18 protein-coding genes are annotated in these 19,266 nt (G+C 66.9%); 5 read left to right on the top strand and 13 right to left on the bottom strand.

The genetic code is table 11. From position 1 onward, the window contains the following. From GV792_RS18725 to GV792_RS18690, 8 genes are all read right to left on the bottom strand, one after another. The coding region (locus GV792_RS18725) for an AMP-binding protein (RefSeq protein WP_163825422.1) at window positions 1-877 on the bottom strand (877 nt) is incomplete at its 3' end. A gap of 52 nt (window positions 878-929) precedes the next feature. After that, window positions 930-2,567 (bottom strand): solute symporter family protein, encoded by a 1,638-nt coding sequence (locus tag GV792_RS18720; protein ID WP_163825421.1) that lies wholly within the window; start codon window positions 2,565-2,567, stop codon window positions 930-932. After that, a complete protein-coding gene (locus GV792_RS18715) occupies window positions 2,564-2,920 on the bottom strand; it encodes a DUF485 domain-containing protein (RefSeq protein WP_163825420.1) in 357 nt (118 codons plus the stop codon). Before GV792_RS18715 ends, GV792_RS18720 begins: the two co-directional genes overlap by 4 nt. A 141-nt stretch (window positions 2,921-3,061) precedes the next feature. Then, a complete protein-coding gene (locus GV792_RS18710; protein WP_163825419.1) occupies window positions 3,062-4,822 on the bottom strand; it encodes a sodium/solute symporter in 1,761 nt (586 codons plus the stop codon). Between the two features lies 1 nt (window position 4,823). Continuing rightward, window positions 4,824-5,192 (bottom strand): hypothetical protein, encoded by a 369-nt coding sequence (locus GV792_RS18705; protein WP_163825418.1) that lies wholly within the window; start codon window positions 5,190-5,192, stop codon window positions 4,824-4,826. Further along, the gene (locus tag GV792_RS18700) at window positions 5,189-5,959 is read right to left on the bottom strand and encodes a LytR/AlgR family response regulator transcription factor (protein ID WP_163825417.1); all 771 of its coding nucleotides are present in this window, start codon (window positions 5,957-5,959) and stop codon (window positions 5,189-5,191) included. Before GV792_RS18700 ends, GV792_RS18705 begins: the two co-directional genes overlap by 4 nt. A 101-nt stretch (window positions 5,960-6,060) precedes the next feature. After that, complete coding sequence (locus GV792_RS18695; protein ID WP_163825416.1) at window positions 6,061-7,278, bottom strand: sensor histidine kinase; 1,218 nt, start codon at window positions 7,276-7,278, stop codon at window positions 6,061-6,063. A 295-nt stretch (window positions 7,279-7,573) separates the two neighbouring features. Next, complete coding sequence (locus tag GV792_RS18690; protein ID WP_309138538.1) at window positions 7,574-7,972, bottom strand: hypothetical protein; 399 nt, start codon at window positions 7,970-7,972, stop codon at window positions 7,574-7,576. 344 nt (window positions 7,973-8,316) lie between these two features. Between GV792_RS18690 and GV792_RS18685 the strand changes: the two genes are divergently transcribed. Further along, window positions 8,317-8,646: a hypothetical protein gene (locus GV792_RS18685; RefSeq protein WP_163825415.1), complete on the top strand. Its 330-nt coding sequence runs from the start codon at window positions 8,317-8,319 to the stop codon at window positions 8,644-8,646. Between the two features lie 126 nt (window positions 8,647-8,772). Here GV792_RS18685 and GV792_RS18680 read toward each other — a convergent pair whose 3' ends face one another. Together GV792_RS18680 and GV792_RS18675 are read right to left on the bottom strand one after the other, a co-directional pair. Continuing rightward, window positions 8,773-9,333 carry an FHA domain-containing protein gene (locus GV792_RS18680; protein ID WP_163825445.1) on the bottom strand — a complete coding sequence of 187 codons (561 nt, stop codon included), beginning with the start codon at window positions 9,331-9,333 and terminating at the stop codon, window positions 8,773-8,775. Window positions 9,334-9,560: 227 nt separating this feature from the next. Continuing rightward, window positions 9,561-10,454 carry a hypothetical protein gene (locus tag GV792_RS18675; RefSeq protein ID WP_163825414.1) on the bottom strand — a complete coding sequence of 298 codons (894 nt, stop codon included), beginning with the start codon at window positions 10,452-10,454 and terminating at the stop codon, window positions 9,561-9,563. Window positions 10,455-10,708: 254 nt separating this feature from the next. Here GV792_RS18675 and GV792_RS18670 point away from each other — a divergent pair, with 254 nt between their 5' ends. The 3 genes from GV792_RS18670 (at window position 10,709) to GV792_RS18660 (ending at window position 12,459) form a co-directional block, all read left to right on the top strand. Beyond that, window positions 10,709-11,029, top strand: a complete 321-nt coding sequence (locus tag GV792_RS18670; protein WP_163825413.1) for a hypothetical protein — start codon at window positions 10,709-10,711, stop codon at window positions 11,027-11,029. Window positions 11,030-11,115: 86 nt separating this feature from the next. Next, on the top strand, window positions 11,116-12,099 hold the full coding sequence (locus GV792_RS18665; protein WP_256673842.1) for an aminoglycoside phosphotransferase family protein: 984 nt from the start codon (window positions 11,116-11,118) through the stop codon (window positions 12,097-12,099). 102 nt (window positions 12,100-12,201) lie between these two features. After that, window positions 12,202-12,459, top strand: a complete 258-nt coding sequence (locus GV792_RS18660; RefSeq protein WP_163825412.1) for a TFIIB-type zinc ribbon-containing protein — start codon at window positions 12,202-12,204, stop codon at window positions 12,457-12,459. A gap of 104 nt (window positions 12,460-12,563) precedes the next feature. Here GV792_RS18660 and dnaE read toward each other — a convergent pair whose 3' ends face one another. Next, a complete protein-coding gene (gene dnaE / locus GV792_RS18655; protein ID WP_163825411.1) occupies window positions 12,564-16,115 on the bottom strand; it encodes a DNA polymerase III subunit alpha in 3,552 nt (1,183 codons plus the stop codon). A 340-nt stretch (window positions 16,116-16,455) separates the two neighbouring features. Here dnaE and GV792_RS18650 point away from each other — a divergent pair, with 340 nt between their 5' ends. Then, entirely contained in the window at window positions 16,456-17,697 is a 1,242-nt protein-coding gene (locus GV792_RS18650) for a cytochrome P450 (RefSeq protein ID WP_175584526.1), read from the top strand. 19 nt (window positions 17,698-17,716) lie between these two features. On the opposite strand, the gene GV792_RS18645 is transcribed toward GV792_RS18650, so the two are convergent. Together GV792_RS18645 and GV792_RS18640 are read right to left on the bottom strand one after the other, a co-directional pair. Further along, window positions 17,717-18,916: a styrene monooxygenase/indole monooxygenase family protein gene (locus tag GV792_RS18645; RefSeq protein ID WP_163825409.1), complete on the bottom strand. Its 1,200-nt coding sequence runs from the start codon at window positions 18,914-18,916 to the stop codon at window positions 17,717-17,719. Between the two features lie 92 nt (window positions 18,917-19,008). Next, window positions 19,009-19,245, bottom strand: coding sequence for a hypothetical protein (locus tag GV792_RS18640; RefSeq protein ID WP_163825408.1), 237 nt, complete (start codon window positions 19,243-19,245; stop codon window positions 19,009-19,011). Between the last annotated feature and the right edge of the window lie 21 nt (window positions 19,246-19,266).

The following is a 19,266-nucleotide window of genomic DNA, read 5'->3' as shown; positions in this document are numbered from 1 at the left end:
CGTTGTGGTGGGTGTAGGCGGTTTGGGTGAGGTAGCCGCCGCTGGTGTGCAGGATGCCTTTGGGTTTTCCGGTGGTGCCGGAGGTGTAGAGGATGAACAGGGGGTGTTCGGCGTCGAAGGCTTGTGGCTGGTGTTCGGGGGAGGCTTGGGCGACGGTGTCGTGCCACCACAGGTCGCGGCCCTCGGTCCACGGCACCTCGACGTTGGTGCGGCGCACCACCAGCACGTGTTCCACCGTGGTCTCACCCGGTACGCCCATTGCCTCGTCCACCGCCGCCTTCAGTGGCGCCGCGGTACCGCGACGCCACTGCCCGTCGGTGGTGACCACCAGGCGGGCGCCGGCGTCATCGACCCGCTGCCGCAGCGCGGTGGGCGAGAATCCCGCGAACACCACCGAATGTGTCAGTCCCAGCCGCGCGCAGGCGAGCATGGCCACGATGGCTTCGGGCACCATCGGCATGTAGATCGCGACCCGGTCACCGGCGACCAACCCCAGCTCGGTGAAGTAGTTCGCCGCGCGGCTGACCTCGGCCAGCAGGTCGCTGTAGGTGATGGACCGCGAATCGCCGGGCTCACCCTCCCAGTGAATCGCGACCTGGTCGCCGTGACCGTCCAGCACATGCCGGTCGACGCAGTTGTAGGCCACGTTGAGCGTGCCGCCCACGAACCACTCCGCGTACGGTGCGTTGCTCCAATCCAGCACCTGGCTCCACGGCCGGTCCCAGTGCAGCCGCCGGGCCTGCTCGGCCCAGAATTCGAGCCGATCCGCAGCCGCCCGGTCGTAGAGGGCGGTACCGGCATTGGCGTCGGCGGCGAATTCGGCTGCGGGCGGGTAGGCGGCGGGGCTGTCGAGATGGTCGACGGTGACGGTGGTCAACGCGTTCACTCCTATCGAATGAGCAAGGGGGACAATGGGAAGCGGTCAGTGGTCAGTGCGCCACCGCCTTCTCCGCACCCACACCGGTCAGCGAGCGCACCTCCATCTCGGCCGCCTTGGCCGGGTCCTCGCTGTCGCTGCCACCGACCAGGGTGCCGACGATGCCGAGTGCGAAGGCCAACGGGATGGACACGATGCCGGGGTTGGACAGCGGGAACCAGGAGAAATCCGATCCGGGAATCATCGCCGACGTGGAACCCGACACCGCGGGGGAGAACACGATCAGCACGATGGTCGAGATCAGGCCGCCGTACATGCTCCACAGCGCGCCGGTGGTGTTGAACCGCCGCCAGAACAGCGAGTACAGAATGGTCGGAAGATTCGCCGCCGCGGCAACCGCGAAGGCCAGCGCCACCAGGAACGCGATGTTCTGACCGTTGGCCAGGATGCCGAGCCCGATGGCGAGCAGGCCGATCACCACAGCGGTGATACGCGAGACCCGCACCTGGCTGGCCTCATCGGCCTTGCCGCGCTTGAGCACGCTGGCGTAGATGTCGTGGGCGAAGGACGCCGACGCGGTGATCGTCAGGCCGGCAACGACCGCGAGGATGGTGGCGAACGCGACCGCGGAGATCACGCCGAGCAACAGCACACCGCCGAGTTCGAAGGCCAGTAGCGGGGCCGCCGAGTTCTGGCCACCGGCCGCGGCGAGGATCTTGTCCGGGCCGACGATAGCCGCGGCTCCGTAGCCGAGCACCAGGGTGAACAGGTAGAACGCGCCGATCAGGGCGATCGCCCAGACCACCGAGCGCCGGGCTTCCTTGGCCGTTGGCACGGTGTAGAACCGCATCAGCACGTGCGGAAGACCGGCGGTACCGAGCACCAGTGCCAGACCGAGGGACAGGAAGTTCAGCTTCGACATCTCGCTGCCGCCGTACTGTGCACCGGGGGCGAGCACATCGCGGGCGGCGACGGCGTCGTTGGCCGAACCGCTCACCGCGGCCTGGGCGGAACCGAGGATGTCGGACAGGTTGAACCCGAACTTGGCGAACACCACGACCGTCATCACCGCTGCGCCGGTGATCAGCAGGACCGCCTTGATGATCTGCACCCATGTGGTGCCCTTCATCCCGCCGACGAGCACGTAGACGATCATCAGCACACCGACCACGGCGATCACGATGGCCTGTCCGGTCTTACTGGAAATATCGAGCAGCAACGCCACCAGGCCGCCCGCGCCCGCCATCTGCGCCAGCAGATAGAACAGCGATACCGTCAGCGTGGTCAACGCCGCCGCGGTGCGTACCGGCCCCTGCTTCAGCCGGAAGCTCAGCACGTCTGCCATGGTGAATTTGCCGGTGTTGCGCAGCATTTCGGCCACCAGCAGCAACGCGACCAGCCATGCCACCAGGAAGCCGATGGAGTAGAGGAACCCGTCGTAGCCGTAGACGGCGATGGCGCCCGCGATACCGAGGAAGCTGGCCGCGGACAGGTAGTCGCCTGCGATGGCAATGCCGTTCTGCGGGCCGGAGAAGCCGCGTCCGCCGGTGAAATAGTCGGCGGCGGTGGTGTTCTTACGGCTGGCGCGGATGACCACGACCATGGTGACCGCGACGAACAGCGCGAAAATGCTGATATTGGCAACCGGATTTCCGACGGTGGCGTCGGCGGCCAGATAGTGCAGGTTCATGCCTCGGGCCCTTCGAGTTCCTCGCGGATGGCCGCGGCGCGGGGGTCGAGCTCGCGGTTGGCGAACCGGACGTACAGCCCGGTGATGACGAACGTGGACACGAACTGTGCGAGGCCGAGCATCAGCCCGACATTGATATTGCCGAACAGCCTGGTCGCCATGAAGTCGTGCGCGTACGCGCCGAGCAGCACGTACACCAGGTACCAGATGAGGAACAGTGCGGTCATCGGGAAGACGAAGCGCCGCAAGCGGGTTCGCAGTTCTTGGAACTCCGGGCCGGCCTGCATCCGGACGAATTCCTCCGGCGTCGGGGTGCGCCGCGGCGGTGCGGCGTCGGTATCGGTTGTGGTCATCACCCGGTCCCTACCTGTGACGTGGCTTACGGTGTGTATCGAAGCTACGACCAGGGCCGGCCGCGGAAAATGCTGTGGCCTGAGTCACTCGGCAGGCGTATTCGACCGTGCGGTGAACGGTCGGATGGGTGCGGCGAACGGTCAGCCCGCCGCCAGCCCACCTTCGCGGTCGGCGCCCATCCCCAGGCGTTCGGGTGCGTGCATGCGGACGAAGATCCGCGCGACGGTCAGCGCGTCCTGTCGTCGCGTCAGCGTGCTGACCACGATCATCGTCGCGAACGCCAGCGGCACGCTGATCGCCGCCGGATACCCGAGCAGTGCCGCTGCCCAGCCGTCGGCGAGCTCGGCGGACACCCCGCCGAGGACCGACACCACGGTCGCGCCGCCGGAGGCCAGTCCGCCGATGATCAGCCCGGCGACCGCGCCGGTGGCGGTGAGCCCACGCCACCAGATACCGAGGACAAGCAGCGGACACAGCGTCGAGGCCGCGACCGCGAACGCCAGGCCCACCGTCCGCGACAAATCCAGCGACACCACCGTCAACGACAGCCCGAGCGGTACCGCACCGGCCACCAGCGCCGCCGCCCGGAAATCACGGATGCGCCCGCGCAGCACATCGGTGCTGAGCACGCCCGCGATGCTGACCAGCAGCCCCGACGAGGTGGCGAGGAAGGCCGCGATCGCGCCCGCGGCGACCAGTGCGGCCATGAGCTGTCCGGGCAGGCCGTCGAGCACCGACCCCGGGAGCAGCAGCACCGCCGCATCGGAGGTACCGGTGATGAGCAGCTGCGGCACATACAAGCGCGCGAACACCCCGAGCAGGATCGGGAACAGATAGAACCCGCCGACCAGCCCGATGACGGCCAGCGCGGTGGCGCGGGCGGCGCGACCGTCGGGGTTGGTGTAGAAGCGCACCAGCACATGCGGCAGTCCCATGGTGCCGAGGAAGGTGGCGATGATCAGCGAGTACACCTGGTACAGCGGATGCGGGTCGCCGAAGCCGCCGCCGGGTAGCAGCCAGGCCGCGCCGTCGGCGGGTGCGCCCGCGACGACGGGGACCGTGGCACCGGCGTCGAGAACCAGCCGGGTATCGGCGGCCAGCTCGTGTTCGCCGGGACCGAGCGAGACCGGACCGTCTACGCTGCGGCCGTCGACCGTGCCGGTGATCGTCACCTGCTGCGGTGAGTCGACCTGCACGATCACCGGTGTGGTGACCTCGACGGTGGTGGGCTGGGTGACGGTCGGCGGGGCAGGGGAGCCGACGGGCTGTTGCGCGCCGAGAAAATGTCCGAGCAGTACCAGCGCGGGTAGCGCGACGGCAGTGAGTTTCAGCCAGTACTGGAAGGCCTGCACCAGCGTGATCGAGCGCATGCCGCCGCCGACCACATTGGCGATCACGATCGCACCGACCGCCACCGCACCCACCCAGCCCGGAACGCCGAGCAGGATGCGCAGCGTCAGGCCCGCGCCCTGGAACTGCGGGATCAGATACACCCCGCAGATCAGCACAACCACCAATGCCGCGAGTCGTCGCAAACGCAGTGAGCCGAGCCGGAACTCGGCGAAATCGGGCACCGTGTAGGCGCCCGACCGGCGCAGCGGTGCCGCGACGAACAGCAGCAACCCGACATAGCCCGCGGTGAATCCGACCGGATACCACAGCGCGTCGGCACCGTACTTGGCGATCAGCCCGGCGACGCCGAGAAACGAAGCCGCCGACAGGTATTCACCCGAGACGGCGGCCGCGTTCCAGCGCGGGCCGACGCTGCGCGAAGCCACAAGGAAGTCGGAGGTGGTGCGCGCCAACCGGACCCCGTACCCGCCGATGATGACCGTAGCCGCCGCCGCGAGCAACAGCGCCGCCACCGTCAGCCAGGTTCCGGCCGTCGACGCGTCGGCCATCTCAGTCCTCGGCCAGTTCGAGGAAATCGTGTTCGTTGCGCTCGGCCAGCCGCACATAGAGGCGGCCGATCGCATACAGCGCCGGAAAGGCGGCGACACCCAGCAGTAACCACGGCACCCGGACGCCGAGAACGTGTGCGTCTGCGAGGGATTCGATGCCGAACAGCAGCGGTAGCGCGCCGAGCGTCGCCACCGTCACCAGGGCAAGGCGCAGGGCGAGCCCGAGTTGGGCGCGGATGAGCCCGCCGATCATGGCGGCACCGATTTCGGTCTGTTCCGCCACCTCCATCCTGGTGTGCACCCGGCGGGCGCCGCGCCGCTCGGCCAGCACCACGCGTTCACGGGGCGGACGTGGCTGCGGGTTCGTCATCGCCCGGTCCAGGTCTGGCGCGGGCCGCGGACCAGCCGCTGTTTGAGTTCACGCACCTGACGTCGGCTGACCGGCAGTTCGACCGCCGCCGCGGCCCCCTCGCCGCGCAGGCACACCACGGTGCCGCTTCCGACCGTGCGCAGCCCCGTCACCTGCCGCAATGCCACCAGATACGAGCGGTGCACCCGCAGGAATCCGGCATCCTGCCAGCGGGCCTCCAGCGCCGAGAGCGGGATGCGGACCAGATGCGATCCGGCGCTGGTGTGCAGCCTGGCGTAATCGCCGTCGGCCTCCACCCAGCTCACGCTTGATCGGTGCACGAGTGTGGTGACCCCGCCGAGTTCCACCGGGATGACCTCGTTGGTGTCGGCGGGGTCGGGCTCGGACTCGGCCGGTGTGGCGGCGGTGCGGGCGGCGGCGATGCGGCGCACGGCCTCGGCCAGCCGGGCCTCACGCAGCGGTTTGAGTAGATAGTCCACCGCGCCGAGGTCGAAGGCGGCGACGGCCTTGTCATCGTGGGCGGTCACGAAGACCACCGCGGGGGGTGCGGCGAATTCCGACAGGATTCCGGCCAGCTCCATCCCGTCGAGTCCGGGCATATTGATGTCGAGGAACACCGCGTCGACCGGGTGGGCCCGCAGTAGCCGCAGTGCGCTGGTGGCATCGCCCGCGGCGTGGATCTGCGCCACCGCTGCCTGCGCCCGCAGCAAGTAGACCAGCTCGTCCAGGGCCGGCTTCTCATCATCGACGGCCAGCACCCGCAGCATCGCCAGCCCCTTTCGGTGTCCTACATCACAGCCCACCCATCGTAGACAGTGCGGTGGTGCGTGCGGGGGCAGGCCGCGGCGGTGCTGCTTCGGACCCCCGGTCAGGCCTGGATTCCCGCCCGGAACTTCGGCACCCGCATGCTGACCTTCGTGCCCGCGCCCGGAGCAGTCTCTACCACCAGCCCGTAGTCATTGCCGAACGCCGCGCGCAGACGATCGTCCACATTGGCAAGGCCCACATGTGCGGATTCGCTGGAAGCGGTAGTGCCGGAACCGGATTCGACGGCATCGAGCTCCCCGGAGCGTAGCAGTTCCGGGTCCATGCCCGCGCCGTCGTCCTCCACGCTGATCACACAGTCGGTGCCCGCGTCGGCGGCCACGATGCTGACGGTTCCGCCTTCCGGAGACCCGGCCAGGCCGTGCCGGACGGCGTTTTCCACCAGCGGTTGCAGCGCGAGGAACGGCAGCACCACGCCGAGGACCTCCGGCGCGATCTGCAACCTGACCTGTAGTGCGTCACCGAACCGGGCCCGTTCCAGCGCCAGATAGCGTTCGATATTGCGCAATTCATCGGCCAGCACCGTGTATTCGCCCGCGGCGCGGAACGAGTAGCGGGTGAAGTCGGCGAATTCGAGGATGAGTTCGCGGGCCCGCGCGGGATCGGTGCGGACGAACGAGGCGATGGTGTTGAGCGCGTTGTAGATGAAATGCGGGCTGATCTGCGCCCGCAGCGCCCGCACCTCGGCCCGGTCCAGCCGCGCCCGTGATGCGTCGAGTTCGGCCAGCTCCAGCTGGCCACAGGCATATCGCGCGACTTCGGCGACCGCGCCGAGCGTGCCGGGGCCGGGCGTTCCGGTGGTGACGACCCCCAATGCGCCGACCACCCCGGTACCCTCGATGATCAGTGGTTGCGCGATGAGGGTTCGCCCCGCGTGGTCCCCACCCCGCGAGCGCGGCGGTCCACCCGGGCCGCCAACGAGGACCGGCCGCTCGCCCGCCATAGCGCGCCGGGCCGCCCCCGTGAACTGCTCACCCAGATCGGTATGAGGACCGTCCCAGGCCACCAGCGCACCTTCGGCATCGGCCACACCGAGCGCTTCTGCCCCAGTCAGTGCACGCAGATGCGGTGCTGCTTCGGCGGCCGACTTCTCGTCGAGCCCGCGCCGCAACGGCCGGGCCGCGAGCGAGGCGGTGTGCAGCGCCGTATGCACCGCCCGTTCGGCCGGGGTCGTCACGACGCGCCGAGTCCGCGACCAGATCAACAGCCCCACCGCAAGCACCACCACGGTGACCGCGATCGCGACGATCGTGGTGGTCATGCGCCTGCGCGGCCGCGGGGGAGGCCGAGTCCTCCGAGCTGCGGCGCCGAGCCGAGACGCCTACCGTGCTCCCCGCGTGCGACCGGTACCGCGCGCTGCATCTGCGCTGCCTGCCGATGACCGTTCATGCCCCGATTGTGCCGCTGATCGTCGGCGTGGCGGCCCGATCGCTGCCGCCACACCGAGACCGCGACCTGCTCAGCCGTGCGAGGGACCGGTCGGCGTAGTCGATCGGTGATTCCGCAGGCCGCGCCGGGGCCGCGAGGTTCGTGATTCGCCTCGGCGTGCGCGCTGGTCAGCCCTGGTACTCGGCGACCGTGAACTCGATGGTTCCCGGTTCCGGCACATGGGCCGCGCCGATGGTGATGGTCGCCGAGAACTTCCCGATCCCCGGCGCGAACAGGGCCGATTTGCCATCGTTCATCCAGAACCCGGGACCGTGTGGCGTCTGGGTCTTGCTACCCGTCTCGCCGGTCTCGAGATTACGCCAGGTCAGCGTGACAGGAAGCTGGCACTCACCGACGCCCCACATGGTCGACGCGACCGTGAACGCCGCGTGCTCGGGATAGCCATCGCCGTTCACCGCCGCCTCGATCTGCGCGACGCACAGACCCTCGGTCAATGAGTACACGGTCTGGAACTTGCCGCCGTTCACCGCCGCCGCCGGCGCCGCCGACACGGCCAGCGCGGCCACGGCCAGAGCGGAAGCCGCCGGAACGGCGTAAGCGAGCTTGCTTGTCATCATCGACCACCTCAAAGGGCTTGTCATGGATGGGATCACGCCTGCTGCCGGGCGACCCTACCAGTGTGGGGAGTGGTTGCCGGGTGGATCCGCGGCTACCGCACGGTACGAACGCGCCGGTACTCGATCGGGGTGATTGATTTCCCCCCTCGCGGTGATGTTTCCGATCTGCTTTCCGATCAGGATTGGAAGTGATCGCAGAACGGCGATCACGAATACGAGGGAATTACTCGAAACTCACTACCGACGATTGATCATGTGCCCCTCGCATAGGACAAGATTCAAGGAGAAAGACAATGAGCAGAACTGCATTTCGCGTAGCCGCGGCTACGGTTGCGAGCGGTGCATTGGCATCGGCGGCACTGATGGCAGGCATGGGTACGGCTCAGGCGGGGGTCATCGGGTATTCCGTTGTGCCCGAGGCGTGGGGCTACACCGTCACAGTGACAACAGGCGTTCCGCCCAACCCGGCAGCCTGCCAGATCCGCGTCGGGCCACTCAGTGCGCCCGTCCCGGTCAACGTTCCGACAAGGTACCCGGCTCTCCCGATGATTCCGATCAACGTCGAGCTCTATTGCGACGGCACCTACGTCGCCGACAATGTGGTCACCCCACGGTTCGTCTGAGCGGTGATGAGATTCTGACCGTCGCCCCTACGGACCGGCGATCATGAACTCGAGCCGCGACACACATTGTGTGTTTCGCCAACCTACGGCCCCGCTGGCAATTCGGCGGGGCCGTACCCATGTGTTTCACAAATCGCGGTCGCTGACGATCCCGCTGTGCATTGCACGCTCCGCCAATCGCAATCGCTTCTGATTCTGCGGAAGATCCTCCACACCGAACTTGATGAACAGCGCCCGCAAATGCGTCTTCACCGTCTCCGCGGCGAGGAAAAGCTCCTGCGCGATCTGCTGATTCGACGCCGGAGCGGCGAACGCGGCATTGTCCTTGTACGGCCTGCACAGTGCGATCAGCACAGCCATCTGCGCCTGCGTCATGGATTGCGGTGTCGGCATCGTGGCCGAGACGATGGTGTGGGCGCCGCTGGCCCGGCTCAGGTCCACGTAGGTCAACCTCGTCGAACCGATACGAATGCTGTCGCCCGGCTGCAACCGGTGCCGTCCGGTGAGCCGTTGCCCGTTCACAAAGGTGCCGTTGCGGGAGAGTCCGTCGTCGACGATGGTCCAGTGCCCGCTCAACCATTCGACCGTGGCATGTAGTCGCGACGCCTTGCCGTCGGTGCCGAGCGAGATATCGGCCTGCGATGACCGCCCGATCGTGATCCGCACCGTCCCGGCGCCGAGTGGCATCTCCCGGCGATGGCCGGCGTCGTCGGTGTAGATCAGCCGCGGTTGCTCGGCGACATTGCCGGTCACGGTCCACCCCCTTTCTGCGGTGCAGCGGGCGGCGAGCTACTCATATTCTAGATCCGCGCATATGCCCTGGTCAGGGCGGTGACGGAAGTTCGGGCCTTCCCGGGTGGGACGGCCCGATCTGGTCTCTGACCATCGCGGTACGCGTGTGGCGAGGTGCGGGCTCACAGCGCGATCGTGGTGGTCAGATCCACCTTGCTCTTGTCGGAGGTGGGCGTGCTGTTCATATCGACGTCGAAACCGTAATCGCCCTTGGCAGGCCCATCGATGAGGAAGACCAGCCATTCGCCTTCGATCGAGCCACCATTGCTCAACAGTTCGGAGGTGAAGCTGCTGCGCTTATCCGCGCTATCGCTCTCGCCCGACGGTGAAGTGACGCTGAAATTCTTGGGGTAGACGTTGTAGCCGTAGCCGTTGTACTCGGAACTCAGCGCTAGATCGGTTTCCACCCACAGTTCGTATTTGCCCTTTTCACCAGGCTGATAACTCGGCCAGAGAAACGCTTTGGACAGTGTGACGGCGACCGGGTGGCCGCCGATCGTCTGACCGACGGTGATCCCCTTCGGCTCGATGCTCTCGACCTTCTCCTTCGAGGCGAACGGGATCTTGGTCAAGTTGCCGTCGGTCTTGCCGTAGACCAGGACCACGTCGTCGAGGACGTCATCGATGGAGCCTTCGGTGGTATCGAGTGACCCGGTGGCGGTGCCCTTTCCCTTGCCGTAGCCGGCGATCTTCTTGCTGTCGAGTCGTAGGTCCACCACCTCGCCGCCGTCTACCTCGAGGTACGCCTTCTCGGGTGGGGCAAGAGTTGCGCCGATGAGGTTCTCATATCCGAGTTTCACCTCGACCTTGGTCGTCCCGCTGTCGGCCTCTTTCGCGCTGACCTCGTCGACGGTGATCGCGAATCCGCCGTACCAGCCGGTCTTGTCGACTTCACGGACAACCGCCGCCTGGCTGTCCACCGCAGCCGGTCCGGCAGCAGCCGTTCCCGACAGGAGCAGAGCGGCGGGAACAACGGCGCCGATCAGCGCGGCGGTGCGGAGCGATAGGGATTTCATGACGAATCTTTCGTTTGGCAGGGGCGCGAGAATCGCGCTGATGATTCGTCGAGTTTTGCCGCTGCACCGGACGTTGGTCATCCCCGACAGGGTGGGACTTCCTCACCCCCGCTGCGCAGGTGTGACTGAATTCCACCCTGGTGGGGAAGCTTTCTCAACTCACAGTGAATGAACCTTGTTTGCACGGTCCAACCGGATCGACAACAACCCTCGCCCGGCACGGTTGCCGGTCGGACCAACGGAAGGTGACCTCCATGAAGAAAATTGCACTGCGCTCGGCGCTTGCCACCGCCGCTATCGCGCCGATACTTGTCCTTGGGGCCGGCGTCGCGTCAGCGGGCCCGATCATCGTCCCTGACACCAATCCCGGGGCCGTCCGGGTCGGGGACCCCACCTATACCGAGGACTGGACCTGTGCGGTGTGGGGGCCGTGGACGATGGGGGTCGCCTCCTTCAGTCAGCCCGTCAACCCTGTCGCAACCGTTGCTGGATTCCAGGCCGGCGCACAGGTCACCGGTGCCTGCATCGGCGACACGATCCCCTGGGTAGCCTTCATCAACGGTACGGCCGGATGAGTTGGTAGCCGCCAGCCGGACGGACGTGGCGGATTGGGCGACCGGTCGGCCGATCATCGGCCGACCGGTCGGGGGAGGAGCCAGTGATGCTGTACGCCAACGCCAACGCCAACGCCAACGCCAACGCCAACGCCAACGCCAACGCCGACCCGGCGGCGCCGACCCGCGAGGTGGCGGCGGCGATGACCGAAATCGCTCGGCAGATGGGCGAATTGGGGCCAGCAGAGGTGCTCGCCGACGGAGTGGACGCACTAGTGGTCCGGGTCGGCGAAATCGTTGTCAAAGCGCATTCCACCGATACCGACCTCGCCGCCCTGCGCGCTCGGCTGCGGGTGGCGGGTTCACCGGAGCTGAGATCGGCGGCGCTCGGCCCGCTACCGGTCGACGGTGAGGTGGTGTTGTCGCAAGCGGGCAGGCTGATCACGGTGTGGCCGTACGGCAGTCCGGTCGACCCGGACCATCCCGATGCTGCGCCATGGGAGTCGGCGGCACGGCTGCTGGCGACCCTGCATGCGACACCGATCACCCACCGCCGAGACCTGCCCGTAGCCGGTGGTCCGGCCCGGGTGCATCGGGCGATGCGCCGACTTCGCGACGCCGGTCATATCGTCGATGCGACCCCAGCGGCAGTGGTGTGGCGCGCATTCGACAGCTTGCCCGAATTGGTCTGCGCACCAGAGTCACTCGTTCATGGCGACTTCCACCTGGGTCAGCTCGTCTGCGCAGCGCCCGGCGAGTGGCGGCTGATCGACTTCGACGATCTCGGTCTCGGCGATCCCGCATGGGACCTGGCCCGACCCGCCGCGTTCTACGCCGCGGGCATCCTGGAACCGGTCGCCTGGACACGCTTGCTCACCGCCTACCGCGCGGCCGGCGGCGCCGCCGTCGCACCCGGCGGTGACGTGTGGGCGACCCTCGATCTGCCGGCTCGCGCCGTCGTCGTCCAGGCGGCGGCGCTGGTGGTGGCGACGGGCCGGCCACTGGATGAGCTGGACACGGCACTGGTCGACGCCTGCCTGCGCATCGCCGATACCCCCATCACCGAGCAGATCCCGTCCGCGGTGGGCTGAGTTCCGGTGCCACACAATCGTCGATAACCCGGCGGTCGACCTCATCGGCCGCACAGATAGTCATGTCTGCATGACACCACCGAAACCGGTAACGTGCCGGGAATGCAGTGTCCGAAATGTCGTGGAATGATGCAGACTTACAACCGCAGCGGGGTGCATATCGAGCAGTGCGGTAATTGCCGGGGGATCTTCCTCGACTACGGCGAGCTCGAGAATTTGACCCGGCTGGAGGCGGGGTACGTGGCACCGCCGCCCCCGGCCGCCGCACCGGCCCCGGCGTGGGGCACGCCCGCACCGCACTACGGCCATGGCCACCACCACCATCAGCGCGGTTTCGGCAGAATGCTGTTCTCCTCCTGACTTGCCCGCCCTGACGCGGACAACCCGGCATCGGGTGCTCGCGCAGCACGTCTCACCGCCCTGGTCTCGGCGACAGACAGTGATCGAGACCAGGGCGGACAGCGCTAACTAGTCAAACACCCCGGCCCCAGCAGCGCCTTCAGATCACCCATCAACGCCGAGGACGGCGAAACCCGCAGGCTGTCATCCAATTTCAGCAACGTGGTCTTGTCGCGGGAGCCGACGTGGCGCAAGTGGACGTCGGAGGTGCCCGGGTGGCTGGACAGGACGCGTTTGAGCGCGGTCACCTTGTCCGGGGTGCACATGCGGGTGGGGATGGTGACGGCGAGGGGTTTGGCGACGCCGATGGCGGACAGATCGGGGACGGCGAGGTCGTTGGCGATCAAGGAGATCCGGTCGTCGCGCACCGAGACCCTTGCCTTCACCAGCACCACCGCGTCTTCGACGACGTCCATGCCGTACACCGAGTACGACTGCGGGAAGAACAGTACCTCCACACCACCGGTGAGGTCTTCGAGCTGCGCGGACGCCCACGCCAGGCCGTTCTTGTTGATGCGGCGGTTGACCGAGGCCAGGATGCCGCCGATGGTGACCTGGGCGCCGTCTTTGACCTCGCCCTCGAGGATGGTGGGGATCGGCGTATCCACTTGGGCGGCAAGCACATGCTCCACGCCGTTGAGCGGATGCCCGGACACATACAGGCCGAGCATTTCCCGTTCCAGCGCGAGTTTGTGCTTGGTCTCCCATTCCTCGTCCGGAACTTTCACGTTGAACACCGAGGCCATGGAGTCGTCGCCGTCGTCCATGCCGCCGAACAGGTCGAACTGACCGATCGCCTCGGCCTTCTTGGTGGACATCACCGCGTCGATGGCGTCGGAATGGATCAGGAGCAGCCCCTTGCGTGGATGCCCGAGCGAATCGAAACCGCCTGCCTTGATGAGGGATTCGGTGACCTTCTTGGTGCAGGCGATCGCGTCGATCTTGTTGAGGTAGTCAGAGAAATCGGTGAACTTCGACTTCTCCTTGCGCGCGGCGATGATCGAGGACACCACGTTCGAGCCGACGTTGCGCACCGCGCCGAGCCCGAACCGGATATCGGTGCCGACGGAGGCGAAGTTCTGTTCGGATTCGTTGACGTCTGGCGGCAAGACGGTGATGCCGAGCTTGCGGCAGTCCGACAAATAGATCGCGGCCTTGTCCTTGTCGTCGCCGACGGAGGTGAGTAGCGCGGCCATGTATTCGGCCGGATAGTTGGCCTTGAAGTAGGCGGTCCAGTAGGAGACCAGGCCATAGGCGGCGGCGTGGGATTTGTTGAACGCGTAGCCGGCGAAGGGCAGGATGGTGTCCCATAGCGCCTTGATCGCGGCCTTGGAATAGCCGTTCTCCAACATGCCCGCCTCGAAGCCCTCGAACTCCGCGGCCAGAACCTCGGCCTTCTTCTTACCCATCGCGCGGCGCAGGATATCGGCTCGTCCGAGCGAGTATCCGGCGACTTTCTGCGCGACGTGCATGATCTGCTCTTGATAGACGATCAGGCCGTAGGTTTCGCCGAGAATGTCCTTCAGCGGTTCCTCTAGCTCCGGATGGATCGGCTTGACCTCTTGCCGCCCGTTCTTGCGGTCGGCGTAGTCGTTGTGCGCGTTCATGCCCATCGGGCCAGGGCGGTACAGCGCGCCGACGGCCACGATGTCCTCGAAGGCAGTGGGCTGCATGCGTCGCAGCAGATCGCGCATCGGCCCACCGTCGAGCTGGAACACGCCAAGGGTGTCACCGCGCGCGAGCAGGTCGAAGGTTTTCGGATCGTCGAGCGGCAACGCGTCCAGATCGACCTCGACGCCGCGGTTGGCCTTGGCGTTGTCGATCGCATCGCCGAGCACGGTCAGGTTGCGCAGACCGAGGAAGTCCATCTTCAACAGACCGATGGCCTCACACGACGGGTAGTCCCAGCCGGTGATGATGGCGCCGTCCTGGGCGCGCTTCCACACCGGGATCGCGTCGGTGAGCGGTTCGGAGGACATGATGACCGCGCAGGCGTGCACACCGGCGTTGCGGATCAGCCCTTCCAGCCCGCGGGCGGTCTCATAGATCTTCGCGATATCGGGATTGTTGTTGATGAGCTCACGGACCTCGGCGGCTTCTTTGTAGCGCTCGTGGTCGGGGTCGGTGATGCCGGACACCGAGATGTCCTTGGCCATGATCGGCGGCGGCAGCGCCTTGGTGATCTGGTCGGCGATGGCGAAACCGGGCTGGCCGAACAGCACTCGCGCGGAGTCCTTGATCGCCGCCTTGGTCTTGATGGTGCCGAAGGTGATGACCTGCGCGACCCGGTCGCTGCCCCATTTCTCGGTGGCGTAGCGGACCATCTCACCGCGGCGGCGATCGTCGAAGTCGATATCGATATCGGGCATCGACACGCGCTCGGGGTTGAGGAACCGCTCGAACAGCAGACCGTGCGGCAGCGGGTCGATATTGGTGATCTTCAGCGCGTAGGCGACCAGCGAACCGGCGGCCGAACCACGGCCGGGCCCGACCCGGATGCCGACCTCGCGGGCATGGTTGATCAGGTCACCGACGACCAGGAAGTAGGCCGGGAAGCCCATCGTCAGGATGACGTCGATCTCGTATTCGGCCTGGTCGAGGTACTTCTGCGGGACACCGTCCGGAAAGCGGTACTCCAGGCCGCGCGCGACCTCCTTACGCAGCCACGACGCCTCGGTCTCGCCCGCGGGAACCGGAAATTTCGGCATGCGGTCGCGGTGGGTCCACACATCGTCGTAGGACTGCACGCGCTCACCGATCCGCACGGTGTTGTCGCAGGCGCCGGGAACTTCGCTGTCCCAGATCGCGCGCATCTCTGCGGCCGGCTTCAGGTAATAGCCGCTGCCGTCGAATTTGAACCTGGTCGGGTCCGACAGCGTTTTACCGGTCTGAATGCACAGCAGCGCTTCGTGATTCGTGGAATCGGATTCGTGCACGTAATGGCAGTCGTTGGTGGCCAGCGGCGGGATGCCGAGCTTCTTGCTGATCTCGAGCAGGCCTTCGCGCACACGGCGCTCGATGGACAGGCCGTGATCCATGACTTCCAGGAAGAAGTTCTCGGGCCCGAAGATCTCCTGCCATTTGGCGGCGGCTTCGAGGGCCTCGCGGTCGTGGCCGAGGCGCAGCCTGGTCTGCACTTCACCGGAGGGGCAGCCGGTGGTCGCGATGATGCCCTCGGCGTGCTGGGCGATGATCTCCTCGTCCATCCGCGCCCATTTGCCGAGCTGGCCTTCGATGGAGGCGAGCGAGGAGAGTTTGAACAGGTTGCGCAGGCCGGTCGCGGTCTCGGCGACCATGGTCATATGGGTGTAGGCACCCGAGCCGGAGACGTCGTCGCCCTTCTGGCTTGGATCGCCCCATTGCACACGTTTGGTGTCGAACCGGGAACCGGGCGCGATGTAGGCCTCGATACCGATGATCGGTTTGATCCCGGCTTTCTTCGCGGAGTTGTAGAACTCCGAGGCGCCGTACATATTGCCGTGGTCGGTCATCCCGACCGCCGTCATACCCAACCGATCGGCTTCGGCGAACAGCGGCGAGATCTTGGCCGCGCCGTCGAGCATCGAGTACTCGGTGTGGTTGTGCAGGTGAACGAACGATCCGGACGAGTCGGCCAAGACGGTCCTTCCTCCCAAGGTCTCGACGGGGGTTGGCGATCAGATTCTAGGCTGGGGCACCGACAGCTTCGCCGAGGCTCTCCGGCAGGGAGAGACAGGTCGCACCGAGCTCGGCGTGTCGCCCGAAATGGGTCGTCGGCGCGTCGTTCACCGGAGGCATGGCAGCCTCGATCACTGTCCTGATCGGACACCCAGATGACGGCGCGACCGCAACACACTCGGCACCTACCGATGCCGTCGATCTACCTATCGGCGCATTCTCGGTCCGTCGTCGACCGCGCCGCACGGCCCGGTTCATGGCTTTCGTCACCGGTCCTACCGTGGGAGCCCGCCATTGCGCATGCCGCAGGAATCCGACCGACCCGGGCAGTGCCCGGTGCCGCATCACAGCTCGCCTGTCCACACCGATCAGGACAGGGTCCTGCTGCATACCCCGGAATTCGCCGCCGATCCGCATAGTGCCTATCGGGACATGCGTGCCCGGTACGGCTCGATCGTGCCGGTGGCGCTGGCTCCGGGCGTACCGGCGACGCTGGTGATCGGTTACCGGACAGCGGTGCGGATCATGCACGACCCCGAGCATTTCCCGGCCGATCCCCGTGCGTGGGAACCCGGGATCGCCCCCGACTGCCCGGTGCTGCCGATCCTGTCCTGGCGCCCGAACGCCCTGCGGAGTGCGGGCGCCGAACACGACAGATACCGGCGAGCCGCAACCGCGAGCATCGAGGGCGTGGATCTGCACAGCCTGCACGACACGGTGGAAAACATCGCGACCACGTTGATCGATACCTTTCGTGCGTCCGGCGCCGCCGATTTGCATCATGCCTACGCAGCCCCGCTGGCCTTCCGGGCGATCAACGCGATACTCGGCTGCCCGCCGGAGATAGGCAACGAGATCGCAGCGGCGACAGCGGCGATCTTCGAGGGCGTCGATACCGTGCACAGCGATCAGCGCCTCGCCGCGGCGATGCTGCGGTTGATCGACCGGAAGCGAGCCGACCCCGCCGCCGACATCACCTCCCGCCTGATCGACCATCCGGCTGGTTTCACCGACGAGGAGCTCATCCACCAGCTCGGCATTCTCTACGGCGCCGGAAACGAGCCGATGCAGAACCTGATCAGCAACTCGTTGCTGCTGATGCTCACCGATGAGCGGTTCGCGGGCAGCATGCTCGACGGCAGCCTCGCCACGCGCGACGCCCTCGACGAGGTGCTGTTCCACGATCCGCCGATGGCCAACTTCAGCGTGACCTATCCGCGGCAGCCGATTCTGATCGACAACACCTGGCTGCCCGCCAACCAGCCGGTGGTGATCGGGCTGGCTGCCTGCAACAACGATCCCGAGATCGGTGCGGGCACGATCACGGGCAACCGGTCCCATCTGGCGTGGGGTGCCGGTCCGCATGCCTGCCCGGCCAGCGCCGTGGCTTATCTGATCGCCCAGGACGCCGTCGACCAGCTGCTCGACGCGCTGCCCGACATGCGGCTCGCAGTGCCCGTGCACCAATTGTCCTGGCGGCCAGGGCCGTTCCACCGGGCCCTGGCCGCTCTGCCGGTCGTCTTTCCCGCATCCCCGGCGTGACAGACGACCGGCCGCCAGGTCAGGGCAGGGCAGCGGCCAACTGCGACATGTTCGCCGGGACGATGAAGGTCTCGGCGAACGCGTCGGCCAGCTCGGGATAGTGCTGGGCCGCGTCCATGAGCCGCTGCATGACGGGCGGCGGGTCCAGCAGGGTCATCGTCCACACTGCCGCCGGACGGGCGATGTCGGTGAGCCATGGTTTCGCCGCCGCCGCCATCCACGCCGCATCGAACGGCCCGTCAGGGGTGTCGGCCACCGCCTGGGCGAAGTAGGCCGCGCAGTGAGCGGCGTTGTTGGCGCCCTGTGCGCCACCCGGGTCCATCCGGCATACGACGTCACCGCCGCCGAGCACGGGGCGTCCGGACGGCAGGATGCCGACCGGATCGCGTTGCACCGGGGTTATCGCACCCACCAGCGTCGCACCCGCGTCGGTGAGTTCGGCATCGCGGAAGCGGGCGGCCAGCGCGGGTGGCAGGTATCGGTCGAGGAGCTCGCGCGCCTGCCGCAGCCGTTCGGCGGGCGTGCTGCCGGCGGTGAACACATCGAGTCCACCGCCGGGCAGCGCCTCGAACATCAAGGTGTCGCAGCGTCTTTCCTGTCCGGGTGGGCCGGTCAGCGAAGGTGTGGAAACGACTTCACCCAGCCCGGGGAGCGCGACGTAGATCCCGAGCCCTTCCGGATCGGGGACAACCCCGTCCAGGTATAGCGCGGCGAGGCTGCGGACGGGCTCGTTCGGCAGTGCGGCCGTCGTGTCCACGGAGAAGCATGCGGCCAGCTCGCGCGAGGCCCGGGCGACGACGGTGAGGTCGTGGGCGGCGGCTCTGCGGTCGAGTTCGGCGAGTGATAGATCGGTGATCTCCACCCGCCCACCCGCGGCCTCGAACTCGGTGAACCAGCGCGCGAAGACGGTGCGCTGGTCGACGCTGCGCGCGGGACTACTCATCCGCCCCGACCAGCCGGCGACCGGGCGACCGTCGACGGCCATGGTGAAACGGATACCGCCGATCGCGGGCGCCTTCGTTTCCCAGAAGTCCAGCCCCGCAGCCGCTTCGAGGGCGATCGTGCGCGCGAATTTGACCTGGGTGCTGGTCGCCGTGCCCGACAGCACAGCCTCGGCATCCCGGTCGGTGACCAGCGAGACGTCATGTCCGCCGCGTTGCAACCGCAGCGCCAATGGCAGACCGCATTCGCCGGCCCCCACTACCTGTATCTGTCCCACTTGCGGATCCTTCCGGTATCGAACGGCATCAACACCGCAAGCGTCGGCCGATAGGTAGGACCACCACATCGGTAGCCGATGCGGTCACCGCGTCAGGTCCACAATCTCCGGCACGGCAGCGCGGGCAGACCGCATTGGAGTTGGCCGTCGATGCTCACGCGAAGACCGACGGCTCGCGCTGCCACGGCAAAGGTCGCCGCGATTGCGCGCTCGTCCTGATAGGTCAACTCGATGGCCGGGTCGTCGAATCGCACCCGTATCCGGCACGGGTCCTGCCATGTCTCGAACCGGGCCGCCGCAGGGTCACGGTCATCGCGCAGAGAGGTCATCTGGCACTGTCCTGACAGTAT

It is taken from the genome of Nocardia cyriacigeorgica (assembly GCF_010868145.1).
Classification (GTDB): Bacteria; Actinomycetota; Actinomycetes; order Mycobacteriales; family Mycobacteriaceae; genus Nocardia; species Nocardia cyriacigeorgica_D.
This window is presented reverse-complemented; position numbering and strand designations above follow the sequence as displayed.